Below are 21,019 nucleotides of genomic sequence, written 5' to 3' on the forward strand. Positions count from 1 at the left end.
GCGCTTCGACGCACGGCCGCCGAACGGCGAGAATGGGCGGCGGAGGTCTTGATGATCAACACGCACGAGGTCGAGAACCAGGTGCCGCCGCGCGAAGCTGTCGACGAGTACGCCGCCGACCGGCCGCTCGTCGATTCCGTCGCGCGATGGGGTCGCGACGGAGCCGCGGCCGTATTGCACGACGTGGGCGCGCTCGTCGGCTCGCCCGCGTTCCAGCGCGATGCGGAGCGCGCGAACACGCACCCGCCGGTGCTGCACACCCACGACCGTTGGGGTCGGCGCATCGACGAGGTCGAATACGACGACGCGTACCACCGGGTGGTCGCGGCGGCCGTGGGTGCGGGCGCGCACACGAGTGCTGCGGCGGATCCCGGACCGGGCGCGAACGTCGACCGGGCGGCGGCGTTCTTCCTCTTCGCGCAGGTCGAGCCCGGCCATGCCTGCCCGGTGTCGATGACGCATGCGGCGGTTCCGACACTCGAGCTCGCGGCATCCGGCCTTCGCGACGAATGGATGCCGCGGCTGCTGAGCCGCTCGTACGACCCGGCCCTCGGCGGCGCAGGTGCGCCGGCGAAGACCTCGGCGCTCGTGGGCATGGCGATGACCGAGAAGCAGGGCGGATCCGACGTGCGCGCGAACACGACTCGGGCCGAGCGGCGCGGCGGCGGTGGCGCGGATGGCGCGGGCGCGAGCTGGGGCGGCGAGTACGGCCTGACCGGCCACAAGTGGTTCTGCAGCGCGCCGATGAGCGATGCGTTCTTCGTGCTCGCGCAGGCGCCGCACGGGCTGAGCTGCTTCTTCGTGCCGCGGGTGCTGCCCGATGCATCGCGGAACGTGTTCCGCATCGAGCGGTTGAAGGACAAGCTCGGCAACCGTTCGAACGCGTCGGCCGAGATCGAGCTCGATGAAACGACCGGATGGCTCGTCGGGGAAGAGGGTCGCGGCATCGCGACGATCGTGCAGATGGTGACGCGCACCCGGCTCGATTGCGTGATCGGTTCGGCGGCCGGAATGCGCCAGTCGGTCGCCGAGGCGGCCTGGCATGTGCGGCATCGCACGGCGTTCGGGTCGCTGCTCGTCGACCAGCCCGCGATGGCGTCGGTCGTCGCCGACCTCGCGCTCGAGTCGGAAGCGGCCACGCTCACGTCGATGCGGCTCGCGCGAGCATATGACGACGACGCGACGGCGCCTGATTCGAGCGGCGGTGCGGAGCAGGCGTTCCGTCGCCTGGCGACCGCGGTCTCGAAGTACTGGATCTGCAAGCGCGGTCCTGGCCATGCCGCCGAAGCGCTCGAGTGCCTCGGCGGCAACGGATACACCGAGGCGTTCCCGCTCGCACGTCGCTATCGCGAGCAGCCGTTGCTCGCGATCTGGGAGGGCTCGGGCAACGTCATCGCGCTCGACGTGCTGCGCGTGCTCGCGCGCGAACCCGAGGCGTTCGACGCGTTCTTCGCCGAGGTCGGGTCGGCGGCGGGCGAGTCGCCGGCGTTCGATGCTGCGCTCGCCGGGGTGCACACGCTCGTGCGCGAGCTTGCCATGACGGATGTCGCGACTGCCGCGGCTCGTGCGCGTGAACTGACCGAGCGGCTCGCGTTGGTGCTGCAGGCCTCGCTCATGCTGCGGTACGCGCCGGGTTCGGTCGCCGACGCGTTCGTCCGTACTCGCCTCGGCGGCGAGGGCGGCGGGCAGTACGGGGTGCTGCCCCGCGGGGTGGATGTGGCGGCGCTCCTCGCGCGCGCCTGAGCGCGGCTGACGGAGCGGCGCGTGCGTCCGAGTGCGGCGGCGTGCGTGTGTGGGTGTGCGTGTGACTGTGGATAACCCGGCGAGCAGACGGTCGGCTCGCCTAAGGTATTCGCCATGCCCCTCTCCCGAACTCGACCGCCACGCCGGCGAAGCGCACTTCCCGCGCTCGCCGCGGCCGGGGTGATCGCGTTCCTCTTGAGCGGGTGCACCGGCGACCCGGCACCGACGCCGACCGCGTCACCGGATGCCGCCGAGCCGATCTTCGCCTCCGACGAGGAGGCCCTCGCCGCCGCCGTCGCCGGTTACGAAACGTATATCTCCACTGTTGATGTGTTGACCCAAGAGGGCGGTAGCGAGCCCGAGCGGATCCGTGACGTCGTCGCTGACATCTATGTAGAGGAACTCCTGGAATCGCTGCAGCGTCTGAGTGAAAGTGGCAATCACACGACCGGCGAGACCGGGTTCGACCAGATGAAGCTCATCGAACGCCATGAGGCCGACGGTGTGGCCGAGGTGACCACCTATGTCTGTATCGACGTCTCGGCCGTTCGTGTGATCAGTTCGGATGGCGTCGACGTGACACCCGCCGACCGCGTGATACGGCGACCTCTGCAGGCCACCTTCGAATCGTCGCCCGACAACGCAGCAGAGATGTTGCCCTCAGGATCGGAACAATGGGCCGGCGACGACTTCTGCTGACGATGACCACGCTGGTCGCACTGATCTCGTTGACGGCAGTCTCACCCGCTTTGGCAAACGAAATCGACTATGTCGGTGGCCAGAACACGGCTGATGAGACTCGACTCGATGGAGAGAAAAGCATCCACGAGCCCGAACCTGAAGTCACGCCGGTTGATGAAGCGCAGAAGGACGCCGATACTCCGGCCGACGACAATGACGGCGATTCCTTGAATGTCATCGAAGTCTCGCTCGGCGAGGAGACTGACAACTGCAGCCCGATTCATCCCGCCCAATGCAATCAACCGGGGGCGACACCAGAGCCGGCCGCTCCTGCCCCGGGCGTCACGGTCACGCTGCGTGATATCGCGTCGTTCGTGCCGGCGAAGCCGGGCAACGGCATGGAACCGGGGGGCTGGGCGGTCGAAGACCTTCCGGCGAACTTCGTCGCCGGAGCATCCGTGCAGATCGTGCCCGGCACCCTACTCGGCCAGCCCGCCGACGTGCGTTTCACACCGGTCGGATACCGGTGGTCCCACAGCGACGGCGGCACCGTCGAGAACGCCGCACCTGGTGCGACATGGGCACAACTCGGTCAACGCGAGTTCACCCAGACCGGCACGAGTCACGTCTTCGCCGAGTCCGGCGAGTACACCGTCGCCCTCGACGTCGTGCTGCGCGCCGAATACCGGTTCGCCGGATCCGGTTGGCAGACCATCTCCGGCACCCTGACCGCCACCGGAGACCCGCAACGCGTCCTCGTCGGCCGATTCGACACCGTCCTGACCCAAGGCGACTGCAACACCAACCCTGCCGGCCCCGGCTGCTGAACCCGGCACGAAGCCGCTCAGCGCCAGAGGAACGGCGGATGCCCCGCGGGCACCTCGCCTCGAGCCACGAGTCGTGCCAGCTGCACGGCGCCGTCGAGCGGTCCGCCGACGGCCGGCACGAGGGAGGCGTCCGGCGCGAGACGGGCGAATTCCGCCTCGAACGCCGAGATGAATGCCCCGCCCGCGGCGAACACGCCACCGGTGCCGGCGGCGAGCCGCGGTTCGGCCAGCGCGGGGTCGAGTGCGGCGGCGAGGGTGCCGGCGACGAGCGCACCGGCATCCGACATGATGCGGGTCGACGCTGCGTCGCCGACCGAGGCGAGGCCGGCGACATCCGCTGCGAAGCCCGCGAGCACCGAGCCGCGGTCGTCGCGCGTGTAGAGCTGCGCGGGCCAACCCGGCGCCGGACCGAAGCGCGACTCGGCCGCGGAGAGGAGCGCCGCGGCATCCGTCGTCACACCGTCATGGGTCTGGATCGCCGCCTTCAGGCCCTCGATGCCGATCCACGCGCCCGAACCGCGGTCGTCGTACAGGTGGCCCCAGCCGCCGACCCGCCGCCACACCTCGTGCAGGTCGGTGCCGATCGCGATCGCGCCGGTGCCCACGGCGACGACCGCGCCCGGGCGGCCGCCGAGCGCACCGAGATGGGCGGTCAACGCATCGATGGCGAGTGCGATCTGCGCTCCGCCGGTGGCATCGCGCAACGCTGCGACCGATGTGGCGGGCGAAGCGACGAGGGAGGCGAGACCGGTGGCACCGATTCCGACCGCGGTGATCGAGGCATCCGGCCACTCTTCGCGAGCCCGCTCGATGAGCGAACCGGCGACTGCGAGCGCCGTGCTGCCACTCGGCGTGATCGCGACCGGCGGCCCCTCGAGCAGGCGTCGTTCGGCGCCGGCAGCACTGCCGATTGCACCGCTGGAACCGGCACCGGTGGTGGCCGCCGCCGGCTCGAGCGCAGCCCTGCTCCCGGTGCCGCCGATGTCGACACCGAGGACCCATTCCGAACGTTCGGAAGTTTCTTGCAAACCGGCCACCATTCCCGAATACTACTTCCAGAGTGAGTTCTGTTTCAGGTTCATCGTCCGTTTCATATTCCCGGTCGGCGCGCGAGTGCCACCAACGTTTCAACGAGGAGACACCCCTATGAACAAGCGCTTCCTCCCGGTCGCGGCACTCGGCATCACCGCCATGCTCGCGCTGGCAGCCTGCTCGAGCGGCGAGACGCCTGCCGCCGACGACGGCCCGATCGACGCGAAGGGCGAGACCCTCACCGTCTGGATCATGGAGGGCACGAACCCCGACTCCGAGCCCCTCTTCGAGAAGGTCGGCGAGGCATTCACCGAAGAGACCGGTGCGACCCTCGAGGTCGAGTACGTGCAGTGGGCCGATGCCCACGACCGCTTCGTCACGTCGATCGCGGGCGGCACCACCCCCGACGTCGCCGAGACCGGCACCACGTGGACCGCCGAGTTCGCCGACGCCGGCGCGCTCGCCCCGCTCACCGAATTCGTCGCCGCCGAAGACGGCCTGCAAGACGACCTCGTCGATGGCCTCGAGGTCGCCGGCACCTACGACGGCGACCTCTACGGCATGCCGTGGTACGCCGGCGTGCGCTCGATCGTCTATCGCGCCGACATCTTCGACGAGCTCGGCCTCGAGGCGCCGACCAGCTGGGACGAGATCGTCTCTGCCGGCGAGGCCATCAAGGCGGCTCACCCCGAGATGCTCGCATTCGCGGTTCCCGGCAACGCCGAGTTCGGTGTGTACCCGTGGGTCTGGGGCGCCGGCGGCGAGGTCTCCGAGCTCGACGGCGACGAGTGGACCTCGGGCCTTGCGAGCAAGGAGTCCCAGGAGGGCATCCAGTTCTACACCGACCTCGCACTGAAGCACGGCTTCTCCTCGGCCGGCGCGACCACGTGGAAGGAGACCGACGCGCGCGACGCCTTCACGCAGGGCAGCGTCGCCATGATGCTCTCCGGGTCGTGGACCCCGAAGGCGCTCGTCGAGAAGGCTCCCGACCTCGAAGGCAAGATCGCGGCAGCGGTCATCCCCGGTCAGGAAGACGGCATCTCGCCGTCGGTGCTCGGCGGCTCGCACCTGTCGGTCTTCAACACCTCGAAGAACCAGGAACTCGCATACGCCTTCGTCGAGCTCATGACCACGGGCGAGTTCGCCGCCGAGTGGGCCGACTCGACCGGATACTTCCCGGGCCTCGAGTCGCTCATGGACGACGCGCTCGCCTCGACCGACCCGCTCGTGCAGCCCTTCGCCCAGCAGATGGTCGAGGGCGGCGCATCCGTGCCCGTCACCCCGACCTTCGGTGCGGTGCAGGCCAAGCAGACGACGAACACCATGATGCAGGCCATCCTCAGCGGTCAGAAGACCGTCGAGCAGGCGACGGAGGATGCCGCTGCCGAGATGGACACCATCATGAACGGCAACTGAGGCGACCGGAACAACCGAGGCACCTGTTTTGTCGAACCTCGCACCAACGCTGTCGGTCACGGGCGAGGGCGCTCCGGCGTCCGCATCCGTGGCCGGCGGCCACGGTGGCCGCGACCCCCGCGGCCGCCGCTTCCTGACCTGGGCGAAAGCCCGTCCGTGGGTGCTCCTCGCGCCCGCGCTCATCATCCTCGGCGGCCTCATGCTGTGGCCGCTCATCCGCGTCGTGCTCTTCTCGCTGCAGGACTACGGCCTGCGCGAGATCGTCAGCGGCAAGTCCAACTTCATCGGCCTCGACAACTACGTCGAGGCGTTCACCAATCCGACCCTCTGGTCGGTCGTGCTGCCGAACACGCTGGGCTTCGCCGTGGCATCCGTCGCAGGTACCGTCATCGTCGGCACGCTCGTCGCCCTGCTGCTCGCCTCGCTCGGCACCTTGTGGCGCACCGTCGTCGCGAGCGCCATCATGATCGCCTGGGCGATGCCCGCGGTCACCGGCACCTACGTGTGGGTCTGGATCTTCGACGCCGATAAGGGCGTCGTCAACTCGACGCTCATGGCGCTGGGCCTCATGGACGAGCCGTACAACTGGTTCACGAACCAGTGGTCGTTCTACGGCATCGTGCTCTTGAACGTCATCCACCACGGCTTCCCGTTCGTGGCGATCACGATTCTCGCGGGCCTGCTCGGCGTGCCGAAAGAGATGCTCGAGGCCGCCGAGATGGACGGCGCCGGCGCGTGGCGACGGTTCTGGAAGATCATCTTCCCGACGCTGAAGCCCGTCTTCTCGGTCGTCATCATCCTGTCGACCATCTGGGACTTCAAGGTGTTCGCGCAGGTCTACCTGATGCCGGGCGGTGCGGGCTCGAACCGCTCGGTGCTCAACCTCGGCGTCTGGTCGTACGTCGAGTCGTTCGGGCAGAACCGCTACGGCTTCGGCGCGGCGCTCGCGGTGCTGCTCACGATCGTGCTGCTGGCCATCACGGTCGTCTACATCCGCACACTCTTCAAGGAGGAACAGCTGTGAGACGGCGTTCCCCCGCACGCAACATCGGCAAGATCATCGCCGTCGTCGCGTTGCTGCTCTTCACCCTCTTCCCGGTGTACTGGATGGTCTCGAGCGCGTTCGACGCGCAGGCGTCGAGCGGCGGCCAGTCGCTCGTGCCCAAGGAGTTCACGTGGGACAACTTCACCTACGTGCTGAGCGAGGGCGGCTTCGACGTCTTCCTCCGCAACTCGGCGCTCGTGGCGGTCGTCACCGTGCTCGCGAGTGCGATCGTGGCACTGCTCGCCTCGGTCGCGGTCGCCCGGTTCAAGTTCAAGTTCCGCACGGCAATGCTGCTCATGATCCTCGTCGTGCAGATGGTGCCGCTCGAAGCACTCGTGATCCCGCTGTTCGTGCAGGTGCGCGACCTCGGCCTGCTGAACACGCTGCTCGGCCTGATGGTCGTCTACGTGGCGCTCTCGCTGCCATTCGGCATCTGGATGCTGCGCGGCTTCGTCGCCGCCGTGCCGGTCGAGCTCGAGGAGGCCGCCTACATCGACGGCGCGAGCTGGTGGCGCATGTTCCGTTCGGTCATGCTGCCGCTCGTGATGCCTGGCCTCGTCGCAACGAGCGTCTTCTCCTTCATCACGGCGTGGAACGAGTTCATCTTCGCGATGACCCTGCTCGGCGGGGCGACGGAGAACTACACGGTCGCGATCGGCCTGAAGTCGTTCTTCGGCCTGCACTCCAACGAATGGGGCTACATCATGGCCGCATCGACGCTCATCACCCTGCCGGTCATGATCTTCTTCATCATCGTGCAGCGTCGCCTCTCGTCGGGCCTCGTCGCCGGCGCCGTCAAGGGGTAGGCGTGGGCGCGCCTCCTCGACCCGCCACGGCGACCAGAACGCCCGCCACGGCGACCAGAACGCCCGCCACGGTGACCAGAAGCCCCGCCACGGTGACCAGAACTGGGGTAGCCGGCCGCCTCGCACGACCGGGCGGCGTCCCCGAGGATGGAATGCAGGCCGCGGACGCGGGCGCGTTTTCTCAGCAGGAACCGGGGACCCAGTGATGTCGGCGAACGTGCTCACCGCCGTGCGAGCAGCACTGCCGCGCCTCAGCTCGTCGGAGGCGCGCGTCGCCGAGGCGATCATCGCCGATCCGACGCTCGTCGTCGAGCTCACGATCAACGACCTCGCCCGAGTCTGCGGAACCTCACTGTCGACCGTGGCGCGCTTCTGCCAGACCGTCGGCTACAGCGGGTATCGCGAATTCCGCATGGAGGTCGCGAGCGCGGTGAGCCGTGAGGCCGCCGAGCGCGACCGGTTCGGTCTCGCCGATTCCGACATCAATCCGGATGACTCGGCCGACGACGTGGTCGCGAAGATCGCGTTCCACGAGGTGCTCGCCATCGAGGAGACGGTCGCGGGTCTCGACACCGCGGTGCTCGACGGGGTGGTCGAGGCGATCGACGCGGCGGGGCACGTCGACCTCTATGGATTCGGCGCGAGCGGCCTCACCGCGCAGGACTTGCAGCAGAAGCTCACCCGCATCGGCATCTCGGCGTTCTGTTCCGTCGACATCCACCTCGCGCTCGTCTCGGCCGCGCTCCGGAAGCCGACGGATGTCGCGATCGGCATCTCGCACTCGGGACTCACCACCGAGACGAGTCACGCCCTCTCCGCTGCCCGTGATGCAGGCGCGACGATCGTGGCGATCACCAACTCGCCGGAGTCGCCGATCGCAGAGCTCGCCGATCTCGTGCTCATCACCCGCGCCCGCGAGTCGAGCTACCGCATGGGCGCGATGTCGAGTCGCATCGCCCAGCTCGCGCTCGTCGACTTCCTCTTCGTGCGGGTCGCGCAGCGAAGGCACGATGAGGTGGCGACGCCGTTGCGCCGCACGCACGAGGTCACCGAGAGCCACCGTCTCGCCACCAGGCGCAAGCGCACGGTCAACGGCGAGTAGGGCTCAGCTCACTCCGCTCTCGCCGACGTGACACTCAGAGCTCCGTGCGACTGAACGTCTCCTCGTACAACTCGCGCAGGCCCGCGTTGCCGCGCTCCCCGAACGCGGCTCGCTGTCGAGCCGCGCCCGTGCCCTCGCGCATCAGCCTCGCGATGCCTTCCCGCACCAACTCCAGGTCGCCGGCCGCTTCGAGCGCCGGTTGCAGCAATCGGATGCTCCGCTCCAGCGTCTCCTCGGCCGGACGCAGTTCCCCGAGCACCGGGTCGAGCACCTCTGCGCTGATGCCGGTGTGCGCGGAGTGCAGCAGTGCGGCGTTCAGCAGCTCCGGACCGGGCGCCGATTCCGCGGTCGGCTGCACGGCGTGCGCCCACGCCAGGTCGTCGTCGACGACGGACACGACGAGCGCGCGGCAGAGCGAAGCGAGGAGTACCGATGACCACGCCTCGAGCTGTGCGTCGGCGACGCGGATCTCGATCGTCGGCAGTTTCGGGGAGAGCCGGCTGTTCCACATGATGATCGCCCGGTCCTTCATGCCGCCGATGCCGATGAGTCGCTCGAGTCGCCGGTCGTAGTCGGCGCCGTCACGGAAGACCGGCGGGCATCCGGTGGTCGTCCACCGCCGCTGGGCGACATTGCGCCAGCTCTCGTACCCGGTGTCGTGCCCGCGCCAGATCGGCGAGTTGCCGGTCAACGCGGAGAAGAGCGGCAGCCAGTTGCGCGACGCGTTCAGTGCGCGCACGCCCGCTTCGTGGTCGGGGATGCCGACGTGCACGTGCAAGCCCTGGATCTGGTGGTCGGCGATGACGTCGCCCATGTCGTCGGCGATGCGGAGGTACCGGGGCAGGTCGGTGACGGTCGGGAACGGCAGCGCATCCGGCGGCACCCCGACGCTCGCGACGACCGAGCCGAGCCGAACCGCCTCCGTCGTGAGCTCCCGACGGAACCCGACGAGCGCGGCCTGCGCATCGGCCATCGAGGTGAACACCACCGAGGCGTGCTCGACCTGTGCGGCGAGGAACTCGTGATGGGTCACCGGCTCCCAGTGGGGTTGCGCGGCGAGGCTGCGGAACGCGCCGGCCGCGACATCCGCCGGGCGCAATGTCTCGGGGTCGAGGAAGACGAACTCCTCCTCGATGCCGAACGTCGTCGGTTTCTCACCCATCGCGGCCTCCCCCGAGCGATGTTCGAACTCTCGTCACCTCTGACGATGGTGTCAACCCCCGAATCGGGTGGCGCTTGCAGCGGTCGAGAATCGCACCGCAGCCTCGACATACTGGTGGGAGCGCGGTTCTGACTCCCCAGATCGAAGGAGCGATTCCGATGAAGTACCTGATCCAGATCTACAGCAACCCAGCGTCTCGCGCCGTGTGGAGCGAGTTCACCCCTGAGCAGCAGGCCGATGGGTACGTCTACTACCAGCGCATCAGCGAGGAGCTCGCGGCGAGCGGGGAGTTCGTGGCGAGCGAGGCGCTCGCCGACATCTCTCTCGCCAAACGCGTCACGCACGACGACAACGGCACGGTTGCGAGTGACGGGCCGTTCGCCGAGACGAAGGAGCTGCTCGCCGGCTTCTACCTCGTCGACTGCGAGAGCGAGGCGCGAGCCGTCGAGATCGCGGCGCGCTTCCCCGAGGCGCAGTTCGGGCTCATCGAGGTGCGGCCGGTGCTCGAGATGGCCTCGGGCCCCGACGTGTGACGCGCTTGCCCGAGGCCGACGCCGTCCGGGCGCTGCGGGCCGCCGCACCGTCGGCGCTCGCGGTGCTCGTGCGGCGCTACGGCGACTTCGCGGCCTGCGAAGACGCCGTGCAGGAGGCGCTCATCGCGGCATCCGATCAATGGCCGCGAGATGGCGTGCCCGATAGCCCCCGTGCGTGGCTCGTGCGGGTCGCCTCGCGGCGCTACATCGACGAGGTGCGAGCGGATGTCGCACGCCGCCGCCGCGAGTCGCGCGTCGTCGAGCTCGAGCCGACGCCGTCGCCCGTGTCCGCGGTCGACGACACGCTCACGTTGTTCCTGCTCTGCTGTCACCCGGCGCTCGGTCGCCCGGCGCAGCTCGCGCTCACCCTGCGGGCCGTCGGCGGCCTCACGACGGCCGAGATCGCTCGCGCCCTGCTGGTGCCCGAAGCGACGGTCGCGCAGCGAATCTCACGGGCGAAGTCGCGCATCAGGGCGAGCGGCGAGGGCTTCCGGATGCCGCAGCCGGCCGCCCTCGATGTGCGGCTCGCCGCCCTGCGCCAGGTGCTCTACCTGATCTTCACCGAGGGGCACACCGCGAGCTCTGGCGACGAACTTGCGCGCGTGGATCTCTCGGCCGAGGCGATCCGCCTCACGAGGCAACTGCTGGGCTCGGCGCCCGACGACTCGGGGGAGACGACCGGGCTCCTCGCCCTCATGCTCCTCACCGAGGCTCGTCGGCCAGCACGCACCGACGCGGCGGGCGCGCTCGTGCCGCTCGACGAGCAGGACCGCTCGCGCTGGGACCGCCGCATGGTCGGCGCGGGCGTCGCCCTCATCACCGAGGTGCTCGACCGCGCCCCGATCGGCCCGTACCAACTGCAGGCGGCGATCGCCGCCGTGCACGACGAGGCGGCCTCGACCGACGACACCGACTGGATCGAGATCCTGGGACTCTACGACCTGCTCGAACGCCTCGCGCCGGGCCCCATGGTCACCCTCGGTCGCATCGTGGCACTCGCCATGGTCGAGGGGCCGGCATCAGGCCTCGACGCCCTCGAGGCATCCGAGGCCTCAGAGGCGTCGAGTGGCGGCGCTGCGCTCGCCCAGCACCATCGCACGTGGGCGGTGCGTGCGCACCTGCTCGAGCGGGCAGGGGCGACGGATGCCGCTTCGCTCGCGTTCGCCGAGGCCGCGCGCCGCACCCTCAACGGCCCGGAACAGCGCTACCTCGCGGCGAAGGCCGAACGGTTGCGCGCGCCGCGCTGACACTCGGCGGGCTGAGCTTGTCGAAGCCGGTCGCTGCCGTCTGTGGGCTGAGCTTGTCGATGCCGGTTGCTGCCGTCTGTGGGCTGAGCTTGTCGAAGCCGGTCGCTGCCGTCTGTGGGCTGAGCTTGTCGAAGCCAGCCGCTGCCTTTTGCGGGACCTCCTCAGCGGGCAAGCAGGCCCGCACCACCAGGCTCAGCCGTGATGCCCTGGTGCTCGTGCCCACTGGCCGGTTCTTCGGTGTGGTCGTCGTGTTGCGGGGAGCCGACGGCCACCTCATCGCCGGGTTCGACGACCACGAACTGACCCATCATCCCCTCGTCTTCATGAAGCAGCATGTGGCAGTGGTACATGTAGGGCATCTCAGGGTCGGTGTAGTCCTCGAACCGCATGAGCAGCCGGTAGGTGTGGTTCGGTTCGAGATAGACCGTGTCCTTCGGCCCCGACAGCACATCGGGCGGCGGTTCGCCGTCGATCGTGAGCACCTGGAACTGCACGTCGTGCACGTGGAAGCTGTGCGGCATCGGGATGGTGTTGCGCACCTCCCACACTTCGGTGCTGCCGACCGTCACGACTTCGTCGATTCGCCCCATATCCATCGTCACCCCGTTGATCTTCCGTTCGTCGAGCTCGAACGCGCGCTCCACGGTCGCGTCCGTCTCGACGAGCGCGTCCTCGACCGCGTGCGACGAGACCGGCCATCGGGGTTCCGGCGACGGTGCGAGTTGCTCGGCCGCCCTCAGTTCGAGTACGTCGAACGCGTCGTTGCCGCCCATGGCGAACGGCACGGCCACGTTGCCCAGATCCGCTTCGAACGATCGAAGCCGGGCCGTCGCCCCGGGCTCGACGGCCACGACGATCTCGGCTCGCTCTCCCGGGGCGAGCCGCACCTGCTCGGCGGCGACCGGTGCGTCGAGCAACCCGCCGTCGGTTGCGATGAGCTGCATCTCGCGGTCGTCGAACCCGAACGAGTAGGTGCGCGCCGTCGATCCGTTCAGCAGGCGCAACCGCACGCGTTCGGTCGTGACCTCGTGGTACGCGCCGATCGTGCCGTTCGTCACGACGATGTTGCCGAGTGTGCCGGGCTCGCCACCATCGTCACTCAACTCGAGCTGGCCGCCGTCGGTGATGAGCTTGTCCTGCACGATCACGGGAACGTCGTCGACGCCGTACTCCTGGGGAAGGTCGGCGGCGCGGGTCGCGTCGTCGTCGAGGATGAAGAGTCCGGCGAGACCGCGGTACACGTGTTCCTCGGTGGCTCCATGCGGGTGCGGGTGGTACCAGAGGGTCGCGGCAGGCTGATCGATCTTCCACGTCGGGCGCCAGGTGCCGCCGTCCGCCGCGATCTGCTGGTGGGGTCCGCCGTCCATCGCGGCCGGCAGGTGCATGCCGTGCCAGTGCACGCTCGTCTCCACGTCGAGGTCGTTCGTGACTTCGACGGCCACCTGTTCGCCGCGCTCCGCGCGGAGCGTCGGCCCCAGGAGGGCACCGTTGTAGCCCCATGTCGGCGTCATCGTGTTCGGTACGAATGAGGACGAACCCTGCTGCGCGGTCAGCGAGAAGACCCGAGTTCCATCGACAATGCGCGATTCGGCGACTGGGGGGATCGCCAGCTCGTTCGTGAACTCCTGGTCGCTGATCGGGCTCACGGATCCCGGCACGAGCGTGCAGCCCGACAGCAGCGCCGCCGTGGCCAGCGCCGCGGTGGCCAGGGCTGCTCCGCTGAGAGCCAACTGCGTCGGGGTGCGGATCATCGCGCCCGTCGCAGCTTCTGGATCCCGGCGGCGGCGAGGCCGGCGAGGCATCCCCACAGCGCGTCCATCGCGAGGGCCGGCAGGATGATCCATGCCGGTCCTCCGCCGGTGAGCAACCCGCTGCCCGGTGCCACGATGGCGCTGATCAGCAGCGCGATCAGTCCGTACGCGATTCCGGTGAGTGTGAGTGTGAGCACCGGTCGTCCGACACGGCCGAAGCCGACGACGCCGATCCAGATCGCGGCGGAGAGCCCGACGATGACGAGAGCCCGGGGCGCGCCGCCGCCGATGCCGGTGAGTGCTGAGAGCGGCCACAGCAATGCCACCGACGCGAGTCCGAGGATGAGGGGCCACGTTTGGCGGAACCAGCTGCGTCGAACGGAAGCAGGTTCGAGCGCCGGCGCGGGGGCCGAGGGTGAGGCGGGCCGGGCCTGATCGCCGTGGTGCTGGAGCGGGGTGTCAGGGGACTGATCGGAGGTCATGCTTCCACGTTGTCCGGTGCTGAGCATCGGCACATCCGCCGACGGATGTGACATGGGTCGACGGGTGTCGACAGTTCGTGTCGCTCCCGGGCGACAGTTTCGGGGGATGCGTCTCGGTTCCCGCGCGCTCCTGCACCTGCTCCGTAGGCTGGTCCCGTGTCGAGCACCGGGGACCATCACTCCATCGCGCCGCGTCTCATCGACGCGGTGCTGGCGCTCGCGATGGCGCTCGCCGTCGCCGTCGTGATCGCTGCCGACTTCACCGGCGCCGGGCGGTCCGATCCGGGCGCGTACCTGTTCGCCGTCGGGTTCGGCGCCCTCATCGCGATTCGGCGTCTCGCCCCGCGCACGATGCTGGTGGCGACGGTGTTCGGGGTCTTCGCCTACTACGCGCTGGGCTATCCGGTGATCGGCATGGCGCTCCCGGCGGTCGCTGCGCTCTACTCGGCTGCCGAGCTGCGGCGCACCTGGTGGGCCGTCGGCGCCGGCGCGGTGCTCCTCGGGGTGTCGGCTTACTTCCGGCTGGTGGATGGGCAGCCGACGAGCTACCTCTACGGCTACGACCTGCTCACCAACGTCGCGCTCGTCGCGGCGGCGATCGCGCTCGGGGTGGCCGTGCGGCTCGCCCGCGAAGCGCGCGAGCGTACGGAGCAGGTGCGCTCGCTCACGGCGGCGGAACAGGCGTATCTCGCTGACCGGCGCCTGCAGGAGGAGCGCGTGCGCATCGCTCGGGACCTGCACGACGTCGTCGGCCATGATCTGGCCGTCGTGGCCCTGCACGCCGGCGTCGCCGCCGAGGCGATCGGCCGCGACGACGATGCCGCACGCGAAGCCATCGATCATGTGACGGCAGCCGCTTCGAGCAGCCTGCACGAGTTGCGTGCGACGGTGCGGCTGCTGCGCGAACCTGCTGCACCCCCACGCGGGTCGATCGGTCTGGCCGGCATCGGCACGCTCATCGAACCGGCTCGCGCCACCGGCCTGACGGTCGATGTAGAGGTGGAGGTGCCGCCGGGAAGCGTCGATGCCGCGATCGACGCCGCGGCGTACCGAATCGTGCAGGAGTCGCTCACGAACGTGCTGCGGCATGCGAACGCGCAGCGTGTGCTTGTGTCGGCCCGGCTGATCGGTGGGCGAATGAACGTGAAGGTCGCCGACGACGGCCGAGGTGACACCTCGGCGCTGCAACCGGTTGCGTCGGGCGCCGGCATCAACGGCATGCGGGAGCGGGCGATGCTGCTGGGCGGGCAGGTCGACGTCGGTCGAGGCGAACTCGGCGGCTTCGCCGTCACCGCCGAGCTGCCGGCGAGGCTCGTACCGTGATCCGGGTCGTGGTCGTCGACGACCAGGAACTCGTGCGCGCCGGGCTCCGGCCGCTCGCCGAACGCGACGGCGACATCGCGGTGGTCGGCGAAGCCGACAGCGGAGCATCGGGTCTCGAGCAGGTACGGGCGTTGCGGCCCGACGTCGTGCTGATGGACATCCGCATGCCCGAGATGGACGGCCTCGAGGCGACGAGTCTGATCGTCGCCGACCCGGCGCTCGACGGTGTTCGCGTGCTCGTGCTCACCACGTTCGACGAGGACGAGCATGTCGTCGAGGCGATCCGGTCGGGCGCGGCCGGGTACCTGCTGAAGGACGTCTCGCCGAGCGAGCTTCGACGTGCGATCCGCGTGGTGGCTTCGGGGGACGCACTCTTGTCGCCGACGGTCACAGCCTCGGTGATGCGAGTGATCGCGGCAGGTCCGCCGGTCGGCGGCGACGAGCAGCGTCTGAGTAGGCTCACCGAACGGGAACGCGAGGTGCTCGAACGGGTCGGGCGGGGCCTGACCAACGACGAGATCGCCGGTGAGCTCTTCCTGAGCCCCGCGACCGCGCGCACCTACGTCAGTCGGCTGCTCACGAAACTCGGAGCGCGAGACCGTGCCGCCCTCGTGATCCTCGCGTATGAGACGGGCCTCGTCGTTCCCGGCGACCGGTGAACGCGCCTCAGCGCACGAGCAGGCCCACGATGCCCGACACGATGCTCGTCAGCAGCGAGAGCGCCACGAGCGCACCGGTCACGATCCACGCGACCCGCTTGTGCTCCTCGTACCCCTCGAGTGCACGGTCGTCGCGATCGCGCTGCGCACCGGTGAGTACGAGCAGCAGGTCGACGAGCACCCAGACCCCGAGCCCGCCGAGGGTGAGCAGCTTCGCGATCGCGGTTCCGTACTTGCCGAGGTAGAAGCGGTCGGCGCCCCAGAATCCGAGCAACAGGGCGAACAGCCACGTCGCGACGAAGGTGCGGCCGGCCGAGCGGTACGGCTCGTACGAGAATGGGGGTTCGGATGCCGCGGCTGCGGCGTAGCCCGGCGGGAGCGGCGCGGTCGTCTGCTCCTCGATCGCGGAGCTCGGCGGGGCAGGCAGTGTGTACGAGGGGAACTCAGCTGCAGGGGTCGCTGCCGGCTGGCCGGGCGACGGCGGCGCCGGCGGAGGAGGGAACGGCAGCGCAGCGTTGGGGCGGGCCGTCGTCGACTCGTCGATGTCGTCGTACCTCGGAGCGGGCGCGGGGTCGAGCGACGGTGCTGCTGGCGGTGCGAACGGCCACGCAGGAGCGGGTGCGACCGCGGGGGCAGCCTGCGCGGGCGGCCACGCCGGTGCAGACGCCACTGCGGGGGCAGCCTGCGCGGGCAACGGGTTCGAAGCGGCATCCGCCGGTCTCGGCGCCGTATGCGGAGACCAGCCCGCGCCGTCCCAATAGCGCAGCAGCGCGGCATCCGCTTCGTCGTCGTACCAACCGGCGGCACGACGCAGCTCAGGCACGGACTCAGGCTCAAACGTCACGTTCGCTCCTCTCTTTCTGCTCCTTCTTCTGCAACCGTACGGCCCGCACCGTGAGCTGCACGGCTGCGATCACCACGAGCGCCGCGAACAGCCACGTCGACCACTCGGGCGACAGGAGGTGCGCAAGCGCGACGCCTCCGAAGGATGCCGCTGTCGCCGCGATACCGGCGATGGCGCCGGCGCGAAGATCGACGACCCCGCCGCGAGTGCTGGTGATGGTGCCGCTGATCGCCGTGGGGATCATCACGGCGAGCGAGGTGCCCTTGGCGACGAGGTCGCTCATACCGAAGAAGAGGATGAACGCCGGCACCATGACGAGCCCGCCGCCGATGCCGAAGAGCCCGGAGGCGACGCCGATGACGAGGCCGAGGCAGACCATGCCGATGATCGTGAGCGCGTCGAGTTCGAGATGTGCGGCGGCACGTGCGGGTACGACGAGCAGCATGCGCACGGCGACGACGACGAGCAGCGCGATGAACATCCAGCGCAGCCAGCCGAGGGGTACGCGGCGCAGCAGCAGCGCACCGAGCCAGGATCCGACGATGCCGCCCGCCGCGACGAAGATCGCCGGAATCACATCGACCTCGCCGGCTGCGAAGTAGGTGATCGATCCGGCGATCGCCGTCGGCACGATCGCCGCGAGCGATGTGGCCGAGGCGCGGCGCTGGTCCATGCCCGCGAAGGTCACGAGGAGCGGCACCATCAGCAGGCCCCCGCCGACCCCGAACGCACCAGAGAGCAACCCGCCGACCGCGCCGATCAGGGCGAGCCGCAGCCACGACGCGCGTCGGTCGCCGGAAGCCGCGGATGCGGGCGTCACGGGCGAAGTCACCCGCCTACTGTACTGGCGCAGGCGGGCGCCTCAGCGGCGGATCGTCGGTCGAGCGACGCGCGTCATGCCGCGCGATTGGACTGCGTCGCGACCAGCGCCGGCTCGGGCAGCGGAACGATCTCGCTCGAGTCGTCGGCAGGGTGCGCCGAGACGGGTTCCACCGCGCCTGCGACATCCCCCACCGCATCGACATCCACATCGACCCTGAGCATGGTGTCGGCCACGATGCCGGCTCGACGCACGCCGCGGGCGACGAGCACGAGCAGCACGCCGAGCATCGCGCCCGCCGTGTTCATCACGAGGTCGCGCGGATCGGAGACGCGGTCGAGCTCGGGAACCTGCACGAGTTCGATGACGGCCGTGAAGCTGAAGCCCGCGAGCAGCGCGAGGGGCCAGCGCTGCCTGGGAATCAGCAGCGCCGCCAACACCCCGACCGGAACGAAGAGCGCCACGTTGAAGGCGATCTCCGCGAGGTACCCGGTCGTCCAGGTAACGGGCGCCGTCCACGCATCGGGGTTCAGGATGCCGCCGTCGACCTGATTGCTCGCGGTGCGCCACGGTGCCGGGCCGATGGTCACCCAGAGCACGACCGCTGCGTAGGCAGCAGCGACGAGACCGAGGGGGCGGCGGTTCATCCCATGATTCTCCACCTTTTGGATGCCGCCCCGCTGGTATCTTGCCGAGTGTCTGCCCATTGTGAAGAAAATCGGCAGAGGTCTTCCCAGGTCACGATTCGGTCGCGTAGCGTGTGAAGCTGAACATCGCCCGATAGGGTTTTGTTCACTGATTCCTCCATCAAGCGGGCGCTCGCCCGTGCCTCCACCTGATTGCCCGGAGGCGGACCGATCCGCGTGGCATGACCCGATACGAGACGGCGGTAGCCTCCGCGCACACCCGCCCCTCGCCCCCGCTCCGTCGGCAACCCGCCGTGCGGGGCAGCGATCGACCGTCGATCGCATCGGGTTCGCACTCAGCGACCCAGACGACAGAAGGACAGCAGTATGGCAACCGGAACCGTCAAGTGGTTCAACGCCGAAAAGGGCTTCGGCTTCATCGCTCCCGACGACGGCTCGGCCGACGTCTTCGCGCACTTCAGTGCCATCACGGGCAACGGCTACCGTTCGCTCGAAGAGGGCCAGAAGGTTGAGTTCGAGGTCGCGCAGGGCCCGAAGGGTCTGCAGGCGGAGAACATCCGCGGGCTCTGAGCCGGCACAGGCACCACGAGAACGCCGCCGCAGCACTCATGTGCTGCGGCGGCGTTCGCCGTTCTCACTCCGAGAGCTTCGCCGTTCTCACTCCGAGAGCTTGGCCGTTCTCACTCCGAGAGCTTGGCCGTTCTCACTCCGAGATCTGGTCGCGCCACGAATGCCACGGCTCGTAGCCGAGCAGCCGACGTGCCTTGTCGATGGAGAGCATCGTGTCGTTGACGCCGAGCTCGCCGTGCAGCGGCACGCCGGGGAACACTTCGGCCACGAGTTCCGCGTTCGGCCGCGACATGACCGTGTCGGCCGCGGCGATGATGAACCGATCGAAGCCGGGCTCCGCGTTCGCGAGCGCGCGGCTCACGGCCTGTGCGCCGTCGCGGCCGTCGACGTAGCCCCAGAGGTTCCACTTGCGCAGCGCGGCATCCTGGTCGAATGAGCCGAACGCCGCGTAGTCGGCGGGATCCATGACGTTCGAGAAGCGCAGGGCGGTGATCGAGAGCTCTGGGTTCCACCGCACGAGTTCGATCGCGAGCTGTTCCTCGAGGTGCTTGACGAGCGAGTAGGTGCTCTCGGGGCGGGCGGGGTACTCCTCGTCGAGGGGAATGTACGGCGGCGGCACGTCGAACGGGAGCCCCAGCACCGTCTCGCTCGACGCGAAGACGATGCGGGGGGTGCCGAGTCGGCGCGCCGCCTGGAAGACGTTGAACGTCGAGAGCATGTTGTTGTGGAACGTCGCCACGTCGCTCGCGAGGCCCGGTGCCGGAATCGCGGCGAGGTGCACGATCGCATCGACGCCGGTGTGGCGATCGTCGACGCCGGCGATCGCGTCGATCACCTGGCCGTAGTCGGTGAGATCGACCTGCGTGTAACTGCCGCGCTCGCCGAAGCGGTCGAGGTTCACGACCTCGTTGCCCTCTTCGCGAAGCGTGTGGACGACGGTGCGGCCGAGCTTGCCGGACCCCCCGGTGACGACGATGCGCATGCATCCAGTGTGACACCGGCCGGCGCTCCGAGATCTCCCAGCGCCTTCCCATGCGGCTGCGGTACACTTTTGACATCTGCAGCGGGTGGTTACCCGCGTGAAACGGCTGGGAAGTCGATTACCAGTCGGGACGAAGACACATCTCTCACACCGAAGCTCTCGGTGCGATTCGGGCAACGAAGCCCCGCACCGGTTCCGCGGATGTCACGCGGAGCTATACCGCGCTCTCTCGGGTCGTTCGTGAGTCCGGCCTTCTGAACCGCGCCCGCTGGTTCTACCTCGCACTCGTCTCATTGCTCACGCTCGCTCTCGGCGGCGCGATCACCGGCTTCATCCTGCTGGGCGACTCGTGGTTCCAACTGCTGATCGCAGGTGCGCTCGGCCTGATCTTCACGCAGTTCGCGTTCCTCGCCCACGAGGCATCCCACCGCCAGGTGCTCGAGTCGGGCCCGAACAACGACCGGGTCGGCCGAATCCTCGCCGCCGGCGTCGTCGGCATCAGCTACTCCTGGTGGATGACGAAGCACACGCGTCACCACGCCAACCCCAACAAGGTGGGCAAAGACCCCGACATCGACTTCGACACGATCTCATTCACCGAGACGGATGCCGCGAAGCAGCGGGGGCTGCTCGCCCTCGTCACGCGCAAGCAGGGGTACCTCTTCTTCCCGCTGCTCACTCTCGAGGGGCTGAACCTGCACTACCGTTCGATCGCCACGCTGTTCGAGCGCGCCCCCGTCAAGGGTCGCTGGATCGAGTTGAGCCTCATCGCGGTGCGCTTCACGGTGTACCTCGGCGCGATCTTCTGGGTGCTGCCGCTCGGCATGGCCTTCGCCTTCCTCGGCGTGCAGCTCGCGGTCTTCGGCGTCTACATGGGCGCCTCGTTCGCGCCGAACCACAAGGGCATGCCGATCATCCCGGCCGACGTGAAGCTCGACTTCTTCTCGAAGCAGGTGCTGACCTCGCGCAACGTCTCGGGCGGTCTCTGGGCGAGCGCCCTCCTCGGCGGGCTCAACTACCAGGTCGAACACCACCTGTTCCCGAATATGCCGCGGCCGCACCTCGCCAAGGCCCGTGAGATCGTGCGCGAACACTGCCGCACGCTCGACGTGCCCTATACCGAGACGACACTCGTCAAGTCGTACGGTATCGTGATTCAATATCTCAATCGCGTCGGCCTCTCGGCGCGCGACCCCTTCGACTGTCCGATGGTGAACCAATTCCGACGGATCTGATCGAATACATGCTGGTTGAGCTTCGCGAAACCCGCACCACATACTTCCGTCGGCGGACGTCGCCGTCGGAACCCCGCATGGCCTCCGGCCATGCACGTCGCAGCAGCTTCGG

Annotated in this window: 21 protein-coding genes; 13 read left to right on the forward strand and 8 right to left on the reverse strand. The window is 68.9% G+C overall.

Going from position 1 to position 21,019, the window contains the following annotated elements:
* The first annotated feature begins 51 nt into the window (after window positions 1-51).
* The 3 genes from AC1C2S_RS11690 to AC1C2S_RS11700 all read left to right on the forward strand — a co-directional run bounded on the left by AC1C2S_RS11690 (window position 52) and on the right by AC1C2S_RS11700 (window position 3,251).
* Window positions 52-1,743, forward strand: coding sequence for an acyl-CoA dehydrogenase family protein (locus tag AC1C2S_RS11690; protein WP_495352695.1), 1,692 nt, complete (start codon window positions 52-54; stop codon window positions 1,741-1,743).
* Window positions 1,744-1,923: 180 nt separating this feature from the next.
* Window positions 1,924-2,442 carry a hypothetical protein gene (locus tag AC1C2S_RS11695; protein WP_495352696.1) on the forward strand — a complete coding sequence of 173 codons (519 nt, stop codon included), beginning with the start codon at window positions 1,924-1,926 and terminating at the stop codon, window positions 2,440-2,442.
* 209 nt (window positions 2,443-2,651) lie between these two features.
* Window positions 2,652-3,251 carry a PKD domain-containing protein gene (locus tag AC1C2S_RS11700; RefSeq protein ID WP_495352697.1) on the forward strand — a complete coding sequence of 200 codons (600 nt, stop codon included), beginning with the start codon at window positions 2,652-2,654 and terminating at the stop codon, window positions 3,249-3,251.
* A 17-nt stretch (window positions 3,252-3,268) separates the two neighbouring features.
* Here the strand turns inward: AC1C2S_RS11700 and AC1C2S_RS11705 are convergent, their stop codons facing one another.
* On the reverse strand, window positions 3,269-4,279 hold the full coding sequence (locus AC1C2S_RS11705) for an N-acetylglucosamine kinase (protein ID WP_495352698.1): 1,011 nt from the start codon (window positions 4,277-4,279) through the stop codon (window positions 3,269-3,271).
* A 118-nt stretch (window positions 4,280-4,397) separates the two neighbouring features.
* Here AC1C2S_RS11705 and AC1C2S_RS11710 point away from each other — a divergent pair, with 118 nt between their 5' ends.
* The 4 genes from AC1C2S_RS11710 to AC1C2S_RS11725 all read left to right on the forward strand — a co-directional run bounded on the left by AC1C2S_RS11710 (window position 4,398) and on the right by AC1C2S_RS11725 (window position 8,652).
* A complete protein-coding gene (locus tag AC1C2S_RS11710; protein WP_495352699.1) occupies window positions 4,398-5,699 on the forward strand; it encodes a sugar ABC transporter substrate-binding protein in 1,302 nt (433 codons plus the stop codon).
* 28 nt (window positions 5,700-5,727) lie between these two features.
* On the forward strand, window positions 5,728-6,723 hold the full coding sequence (locus tag AC1C2S_RS11715) for a carbohydrate ABC transporter permease (protein ID WP_495352700.1): 996 nt from the start codon (window positions 5,728-5,730) through the stop codon (window positions 6,721-6,723).
* Window positions 6,720-7,550, forward strand: a complete 831-nt coding sequence (locus tag AC1C2S_RS11720) for a carbohydrate ABC transporter permease (protein ID WP_495352701.1) — start codon at window positions 6,720-6,722, stop codon at window positions 7,548-7,550. Before AC1C2S_RS11715 ends, AC1C2S_RS11720 begins: the two co-directional genes overlap by 4 nt.
* Before the next feature lie 205 nt (window positions 7,551-7,755).
* Complete coding sequence (locus AC1C2S_RS11725) at window positions 7,756-8,652, forward strand: MurR/RpiR family transcriptional regulator (protein ID WP_495352702.1); 897 nt, start codon at window positions 7,756-7,758, stop codon at window positions 8,650-8,652.
* A gap of 34 nt (window positions 8,653-8,686) precedes the next feature.
* Here the strand turns inward: AC1C2S_RS11725 and AC1C2S_RS11730 are convergent, their stop codons facing one another.
* Window positions 8,687-9,814, reverse strand: a complete 1,128-nt coding sequence (locus AC1C2S_RS11730; protein ID WP_495352703.1) for a carboxylate-amine ligase — start codon at window positions 9,812-9,814, stop codon at window positions 8,687-8,689.
* Window positions 9,815-9,972: 158 nt separating this feature from the next.
* Here AC1C2S_RS11730 and AC1C2S_RS11735 point away from each other — a divergent pair, with 158 nt between their 5' ends.
* A complete protein-coding gene (locus AC1C2S_RS11735; RefSeq protein ID WP_495352704.1) occupies window positions 9,973-10,347 on the forward strand; it encodes a YciI family protein in 375 nt (124 codons plus the stop codon).
* Window positions 10,344-11,594 (forward strand): RNA polymerase sigma factor, encoded by a 1,251-nt coding sequence (locus AC1C2S_RS11740; RefSeq protein WP_495352705.1) that lies wholly within the window; start codon window positions 10,344-10,346, stop codon window positions 11,592-11,594. The genes AC1C2S_RS11735 and AC1C2S_RS11740 overlap by 4 nt, the downstream gene beginning before the upstream one ends.
* A 161-nt stretch (window positions 11,595-11,755) precedes the next feature.
* Here AC1C2S_RS11740 and AC1C2S_RS11745 read toward each other — a convergent pair whose 3' ends face one another.
* Window positions 11,756-13,345, reverse strand: coding sequence for a multicopper oxidase family protein (locus tag AC1C2S_RS11745; RefSeq protein WP_495352706.1), 1,590 nt, complete (start codon window positions 13,343-13,345; stop codon window positions 11,756-11,758).
* Window positions 13,342-13,827 carry a hypothetical protein gene (locus AC1C2S_RS11750; RefSeq protein ID WP_495352707.1) on the reverse strand — a complete coding sequence of 162 codons (486 nt, stop codon included), beginning with the start codon at window positions 13,825-13,827 and terminating at the stop codon, window positions 13,342-13,344. Before AC1C2S_RS11750 ends, AC1C2S_RS11745 begins: the two co-directional genes overlap by 4 nt.
* A 156-nt stretch (window positions 13,828-13,983) precedes the next feature.
* Between AC1C2S_RS11750 and AC1C2S_RS11755 the strand changes: the two genes are divergently transcribed.
* Window positions 13,984-15,150 (forward strand): sensor histidine kinase, encoded by a 1,167-nt coding sequence (locus AC1C2S_RS11755; protein WP_495352708.1) that lies wholly within the window; start codon window positions 13,984-13,986, stop codon window positions 15,148-15,150.
* On the forward strand, window positions 15,147-15,809 hold the full coding sequence (locus AC1C2S_RS11760) for a response regulator (protein ID WP_495352709.1): 663 nt from the start codon (window positions 15,147-15,149) through the stop codon (window positions 15,807-15,809). Before AC1C2S_RS11755 ends, AC1C2S_RS11760 begins: the two co-directional genes overlap by 4 nt.
* 7 nt (window positions 15,810-15,816) lie before the next feature.
* On the opposite strand, the gene AC1C2S_RS11765 is transcribed toward AC1C2S_RS11760, so the two are convergent.
* The 3 genes from AC1C2S_RS11765 to AC1C2S_RS11775 form a co-directional block, all read right to left on the reverse strand.
* Window positions 15,817-16,653 carry an NINE protein gene (locus AC1C2S_RS11765; protein ID WP_495352710.1) on the reverse strand — a complete coding sequence of 279 codons (837 nt, stop codon included), beginning with the start codon at window positions 16,651-16,653 and terminating at the stop codon, window positions 15,817-15,819.
* Window positions 16,643-17,485: a sulfite exporter TauE/SafE family protein gene (locus AC1C2S_RS11770; protein ID WP_495352711.1), complete on the reverse strand. Its 843-nt coding sequence runs from the start codon at window positions 17,483-17,485 to the stop codon at window positions 16,643-16,645. The genes AC1C2S_RS11765 and AC1C2S_RS11770 overlap by 11 nt, the downstream gene beginning before the upstream one ends.
* Window positions 17,486-17,547: 62 nt before the next feature.
* A complete protein-coding gene (locus tag AC1C2S_RS11775; protein ID WP_495352712.1) occupies window positions 17,548-18,120 on the reverse strand; it encodes a VanZ family protein in 573 nt (190 codons plus the stop codon).
* Between the two features lie 366 nt (window positions 18,121-18,486).
* On the opposite strand from AC1C2S_RS11775, the gene AC1C2S_RS11780 reads away from it, so the two are divergent.
* On the forward strand, window positions 18,487-18,690 hold the full coding sequence (locus AC1C2S_RS11780; RefSeq protein ID WP_129520071.1) for a cold-shock protein: 204 nt from the start codon (window positions 18,487-18,489) through the stop codon (window positions 18,688-18,690).
* 133 nt (window positions 18,691-18,823) lie between these two features.
* Here AC1C2S_RS11780 and AC1C2S_RS11785 read toward each other — a convergent pair whose 3' ends face one another.
* Window positions 18,824-19,672, reverse strand: a complete 849-nt coding sequence (locus tag AC1C2S_RS11785) for an NAD-dependent epimerase/dehydratase family protein (protein WP_495352713.1) — start codon at window positions 19,670-19,672, stop codon at window positions 18,824-18,826.
* Window positions 19,673-19,839: 167 nt separating this feature from the next.
* On the opposite strand from AC1C2S_RS11785, the gene AC1C2S_RS11790 reads away from it, so the two are divergent.
* Window positions 19,840-20,907 (forward strand): fatty acid desaturase family protein, encoded by a 1,068-nt coding sequence (locus tag AC1C2S_RS11790; protein ID WP_495353244.1) that lies wholly within the window; start codon window positions 19,840-19,842, stop codon window positions 20,905-20,907.
* Window positions 20,908-21,019 lie beyond the last annotated feature (112 nt).

The organism is Agromyces sp. Y782 (assembly GCF_059445405.1).

Coding starts and splice junctions, on each gene's coding strand:
- AC1C2S_RS11775 (WP_495352712.1), bottom strand. CDS start 18,120: ATGAACCGCCGCCCCCTCGGTCTCGTCGCTGCTGCCTACGCAGCGGTC.
- AC1C2S_RS11750 (WP_495352707.1), bottom strand. CDS start 13,827: ATGACCTCCGATCAGTCCCCTGACACCCCGCTCCAGCACCACGGCGAT.
- AC1C2S_RS11710 (WP_495352699.1), top strand. CDS start 4,398: ATGAACAAGCGCTTCCTCCCGGTCGCGGCACTCGGCATCACCGCCATG.
- AC1C2S_RS11735 (WP_495352704.1), top strand. CDS start 9,973: ATGAAGTACCTGATCCAGATCTACAGCAACCCAGCGTCTCGCGCCGTG.
- AC1C2S_RS11785 (WP_495352713.1), bottom strand. CDS start 19,672: ATGCGCATCGTCGTCACCGGGGGGTCCGGCAAGCTCGGCCGCACCGTC.
- AC1C2S_RS11725 (WP_495352702.1), top strand. CDS start 7,756: ATGTCGGCGAACGTGCTCACCGCCGTGCGAGCAGCACTGCCGCGCCTC.
- AC1C2S_RS11690 (WP_495352695.1), top strand. CDS start 52: ATGATCAACACGCACGAGGTCGAGAACCAGGTGCCGCCGCGCGAAGCT.
- AC1C2S_RS11730 (WP_495352703.1), bottom strand. CDS start 9,814: ATGGGTGAGAAACCGACGACGTTCGGCATCGAGGAGGAGTTCGTCTTC.
- AC1C2S_RS11745 (WP_495352706.1), bottom strand. CDS start 13,345: ATGATCCGCACCCCGACGCAGTTGGCTCTCAGCGGAGCAGCCCTGGCC.
- AC1C2S_RS11780 (WP_129520071.1), top strand. CDS start 18,487: ATGGCAACCGGAACCGTCAAGTGGTTCAACGCCGAAAAGGGCTTCGGC.